This is a genomic window from Endozoicomonas sp. ONNA1 (assembly GCF_024606325.1).
GTDB lineage: Bacteria > Pseudomonadota > Gammaproteobacteria > Pseudomonadales > Endozoicomonadaceae > Endozoicomonas_A.
In genome coordinates this window covers 1-5,112 of sequence record NZ_JAHHPN010000973.1, presented here as the reverse complement: position 1 = coordinate 5,112, position 5,112 = coordinate 1, and the positions used below count along the sequence as shown (strand labels likewise).

5 protein-coding genes are annotated in these 5,112 nt (G+C 46.6%); all 5 read right to left on the bottom strand.

Translation table 11 applies throughout. The features are described 5' to 3' along the window. Window positions 1-812 (bottom strand): ABC transporter ATP-binding protein (locus KDK19_RS23535; protein ID WP_257293074.1); only part of this gene is annotated, 812 nt, incomplete at its 3' end. Between the two features lie 527 nt (window positions 813-1,339). Continuing rightward, on the bottom strand, window positions 1,340-1,771 hold the full coding sequence (alaE, locus tag KDK19_RS23530) for an L-alanine exporter AlaE (RefSeq protein WP_257280010.1): 432 nt from the start codon (window positions 1,769-1,771) through the stop codon (window positions 1,340-1,342). Window positions 1,772-2,202: 431 nt separating this feature from the next. Beyond that, a complete protein-coding gene (thpR, locus tag KDK19_RS23525) occupies window positions 2,203-2,790 on the bottom strand; it encodes an RNA 2',3'-cyclic phosphodiesterase (RefSeq protein ID WP_257280011.1) in 588 nt (195 codons plus the stop codon). 82 nt (window positions 2,791-2,872) lie between these two features. Beyond that, window positions 2,873-4,279, bottom strand: a complete 1,407-nt coding sequence (gene menE / locus KDK19_RS23520) for an o-succinylbenzoate--CoA ligase (RefSeq protein WP_257293073.1) — start codon at window positions 4,277-4,279, stop codon at window positions 2,873-2,875. Then, a partial coding sequence (gene menC, locus KDK19_RS23515) for an o-succinylbenzoate synthase (RefSeq protein ID WP_257293072.1) occupies window positions 4,255-5,112 on the bottom strand: 858 nt, incomplete at its 5' end. The genes menE and menC, both read right to left, overlap by 25 nt.

The following is a 5,112-nucleotide window of genomic DNA, read 5'->3' as shown; positions in this document are numbered from 1 at the left end:
TCGACCCGAGGAAAACGGTGCAGTTTGACATCGGTTCTTGGAACAGCGCTGATCATACTCTGTGTATAAGGATGTTCAGGGTTTTGCAGAATCTTGCCGGGCTCGCCAATCTCCACCAATTCTCCCATATACATCACGGCAACGCGGTCGGTAACGTTTGCAATGACCCCCATATCATGGGTTACCAATACACAGCCGACTTCCCGCTCTTTACAGAGTTCACGAATCAAATCAAGAATCTGATTTTGAATGGAAACGTCCAGGGCAGTAGTGGGCTCATCAGCAATAATTAATTCGGGCTCACCAGCCAGAGCAATTGCAATAACTACCCGCTGACGCATACCACCAGAGAATTGATGGGGGTATTGCTTGATTCTGATTTCCGGTTCCGGAATACCTACGGCGCTCAGCATCTCGATTGCTTTGATAAAAGCATCAGCTGGATTTAATCCGAGGTTTTCGGTAATGGTTTCAACTAATTGGGTTTCAATGGTCAGAAGCGGATTTAATGAAGTCATTGGATCCTGAAAAATAAATCCAACTCGTTTGCCACGCACTTTACGAATGGCTTCTCCAGAAAGGCCTGAAATGACTTCACCATTCAACCTGATTTCACCACCTGCCACACGACCGGGGGCACTGAGCAAATCAATAATAGCATTACCAACCGTGGATTTACCGGCTCCGGACTCTCCCACAAGGCCCAGAATCTCACCTCTGGCAACCGTGAAAGACATTCCCTTTACGGCCACTGCAACACCGTGACGTGAAGGAAATTCAATACGCAGGTCATTGACCTCCAATAAGGACATGCTCCCCCCCTCAAATTCATTGTGAAAACACAGTCGTTTGTTAATAGCTGCTCTGATAAACGAAAAACTTTTAAAAGCGATTGTCCGGTTAATCGTTTATCAGCCGATTCTTTTATTGATGACTGCTTTTTCATCTAATTCTTATTCGTGCTTTGCCAATCCTGTCGCTCTTGAATACAACGGGCTTACGGCCTTGGAGACAAGAAAGATCTAATCAAAGCTTCGGGACCTGAAAGGTGCACATTCGCCTTTTGGCAAACACTCTTTTTATACACTCGCGCAACGACCAAGGCGGAAATTGTGCGAATCCGGGATCCACCGGACGACGCTGCAATTGTATAATAAAGAGGCAACCGGAACTGTCTAACTCCGCTATTGGCGGAGTTATAACAGGCAAACCCATACAACACATTCGGGTAAACTGGGGGGAACTATAACCAGATAGTTAGAAAATAGGAAGTCTCTGTAACCAGCAACACCTATTTTGCAGGCAAAATTTCGGACATCACTTACAAGAATAAGTAGTATCAGGCAGCTTTCATACCAACTGATACAAACCAGTTACGACAAAGCTGCATATAAACGCCATAGGGACGAGCCATCAACATTAAAGCGCCTATCTGACCCAGACAAGCAGTGATAATCTGCTCTAATGTTGCACCCGTGGCCGCAACCAGCCCGACGTAAACCGGAATCTGAAAAGAAACAAACGCCACTATATCCAGGACTGTATCTCCGACTTTTCCTGATTTGAAAAAATGGCAGTAGCTCATTACCCAATCGCGATAAATACCATAAGGACGGGCAACCAGCATGTTAACTGGAATACTCATCAAACGAGATTGCAGGGATTGTTCAATAGTCAACCCGGCCACCAGAATTTCAACCAGCAATCCAACAACCAGTCCAAAACTGATCAGGGCAAATGTATCTGCCAGTGTTTCGCGCTTAATTGACATATCACTCCCCCTGAATGCAGACAATAGAATACCTCTGACGTAAGTCACATCAGAAAAAGTCTGAAAAGTTCTGAAAAAAATTATTTGGTTGCCAGGCACAGGCCGCTGGACCTCAAGCGATTGAGACACCTGTTTGACGCGGCATAATTTATACCCGACAAGAACAATTTACAACAGTGAAATACTTTGTTTTAAGAATTAAAAACAAAGTATAAAACTTTAATAAAATATTTTTATAGATTAATAAGCTAAACAAGACTGAATGAGCAAAAAGTATCACCACTATAAAATTAACTTCTTAAGCGACCATCCGGTTTCTGGTGTATTTTTGCGCATGTTTTTTTAGGTCAGGCTGAGCTGGATAGCAAAAAACCCTGCCTTTCAACGAAAGCGCAGGGTTTCCACTTAATTCAAACTGTTTAAGTCTGGTGTCAGGCTGAGTTAGCCAGAGGTTGCAAAGCGAATACTTTCATTACAGAGTAATGTGTGCCTTCTGACGTTGTTTCGCTCTTCATCAATACCACTTCATTGACCGTCATACGGTAACTGGGCATATTGAAAAAATGACTATGAGTCACATGATGATGCTGTTTGAAACGAGCCAGTGTGACGTGAGGCCGGAAATTGCGCATTTCACGACGCATTCCGCACATAAGGGCGCCTTCTTCACAAATTCGGGACAGTGTATTCAACTGCTGGCCTGAGTGTATATTCAGAGCCAGCGCGCGGGGTCTGTGTGCATCAGGGAAAAATTCGAAACACCCGGTCATACAGTCGAATCCGTGAACATTTGCCAGGGAATCTCCAATATAACTGGAAAACTGCTCAAGACTCCGCTCGTCACACTCACCCAGAAAGCGCAGTGTTATGTGTTGCTGTTGTGGTACCATCCAGCGAAGCTTGTGCTGAAGCACATCACCGGCTCGGTGTCGTGCTTTCTTGTGCAGTGTAGCTGCAAGCTCCAGCGGAATCCTGACAGCGATGAATGCACGGATGTTTTTTTGATCTTTTGTTTTCATCAGACACTTCAATTATCACCGCTCGTTGCCAGCATTATGCCTTGGTCTGGGTCAGATAGCGACGGTAATCAGTTAAATACGATTAAGGATTTGCAAGCCTGTCTGCTAACGCTTCCAGGGTTCGACGATTGGGCTTGAGGCCGGCGGGCATCTGTTCAGCCGGGAGCAAGCGAATCATATCAGGAATCTTGAACCGACTGATAATGCCTGCAAGCTTTTGTTTTGTAAATACTTCATTCAGTGAACCTGATTCGGTTTGTACAAATGCAAAAGGCCTCTGCCCATATTCATCATTCCTTACAGATACCACAACAGCCATGGTGATGTCGTCAATGCTGAGTAGAGCCTTTTCAATTTCTTCGGGATGGATGTTCTCTCCGCCAGAGATCAGCATGTTATCCATACGACCAATGACCATTATTTGATCGCCAGAATACTGCCCAAGGTCGCCTGTGTGATACCAACCCTGCCCATCGACGATCGGAATAATGTTGCCATCCTCAAAATAACCTGCAGATAACGTTTTACCTCTGACCAGAATCTCTCCGGAAGCAACTATGGTCAGCTCCCGATAGGGTAATGGCTCACCTGATGTCACTCCCGAGCTGATAAATTGAGGGGTTCCGGTACAGACCTGGGCACTCATCTCTGTCATACCGTAAGTGGTTAGAATCCTGATACCTTTTTCCTGAACCTGAGATACCAACTCTGGAGACGCAAAGCCTCCACCCAAAAGAATGTATTTCAGCCCGGTCTCATCCAGCAAATCGGCTCCTTCTACCAGCAATCGGCGCAGCTGAGTATTCACCAACGACACATGGGTAATTCGTTGCTCCACCAGCAATTGCTGCAATGGCACTTTTTGCGTGTCTACGACTATCTCGGCACCTGCGAGCAAGCAACGAACAACAATGCCAAAACCGCCAACATGAAACAGAGGCAGAGACAACAGCCAAGCGTCATGCTCTGTCAGGGGCGTACAGTATTGAGAACCTTTTGCACTGTAAACATGATTCGAGAAAGTATGACTGACGGCTTTGGGCACACCGGTAGTGCCTGAAGTCGCAATCAGATCAAACATAGCTTCTGGCTCAATGATCAGGCGGGCATCCGCTACTTTAGATTGATCCCGGAGGGTGGGCCATTCCAGACCCGGTATCTCTCCAAACCCTTCATTAAGCGCCCACTGAGCGCCAATCTTCCGGCAATACTTTGTCTTCTGCTCAGCAGGCATCTGCGGATTGACCGGGCAATAGACCCACTGGCTTCTCAAGCAGGCAATAATCAATATCACCGAGTCCCAGGCACAGGTTAACGGTACCAGAATCTGATCACCTCTCCTGACGCCCTGACTATAGAAAGCATCACGGATTGTTTCTACCCTTGCATCCAGCTCAGCCCGGGTTACAAGCTGACCATTCACTCTGACAGCAACCTTTTGAGGATCTCTGAGTGTCCACTCTCTCAGAGGGCAGAACGATAACTCCATACATTCTCCATGGCGTTGAGCAAATCTGAAGACAGACGCTGACCATACTCAGGCAAATGACAAAATCCGGGGTTTTGAAAAGCAGAAAGGGTATCAAGACCAGGACATTCCTCTGGGTCACACTGAAGACTGAGTTGTTCAATAAGGCTCAGTCCCAGGGCACTTTCGAAGGATGAGCTAAAAACGACTCTGACCTTTTTCTTCCTGGCCCGGTTAGCCATGGACAAGCATTGGGAGACACCTCCCACCAGGGTTGGCTTCAATACAACAGCTCTGAGCCCGTCTTCAGCCCTGAATCTATTCATTTCTGAGAGACTCGCGCTGACTGCCGACCCCTGCAATGTTTCATCCAGCGCATAACCCATACCGGTTTCCCGGAATAATTGCGGGAATTCTTCAAAATACGGTGTAGGCTCTTCGATATAGCTGATTCTGCTGACAGGCACCTGTCTTGCAAAACCTATAGCCTCATCAATAGACCACCTTTGATTCGCATCGAGCCTGAGTTTTACATGGGCTGGAATCCGATCAAGAATTTGATGCACCGCTCCAACATCCTGCACAGTGTCATTGCGGCCAACTTTTAACTTAAACTCATCGGGCCATTTCTCAGGCCAATCATCCAGACGTTTGAGAGTCAGTGCATCAGCTCCCATCAGTAGAGGAGAATCGGAGACCCTCTGTTGACTCCAGTGCTCTTTGCCGAGACTGAACTGAACACTCTCGATAGCAAAAGCAACTGATGGATATAGAAGACTTTGATCGGGTAACCCCCGAAAACAATAGTATTCTGCTGCAGCCACCAACTGTTTCAGCGCTTCAACAATACTTTC

Coding starts and splice junctions, on each gene's coding strand:
- alaE (WP_257280010.1), bottom strand. CDS start 1,771: ATGTCAATTAAGCGCGAAACACTGGCAGATACATTTGCCCTGATCAGT.
- menE (WP_257293073.1), bottom strand. CDS start 4,279: ATGGAGTTATCGTTCTGCCCTCTGAGAGAGTGGACACTCAGAGATCCT.
- thpR (WP_257280011.1), bottom strand. CDS start 2,790: ATGAAAACAAAAGATCAAAAAAACATCCGTGCATTCATCGCTGTCAGG.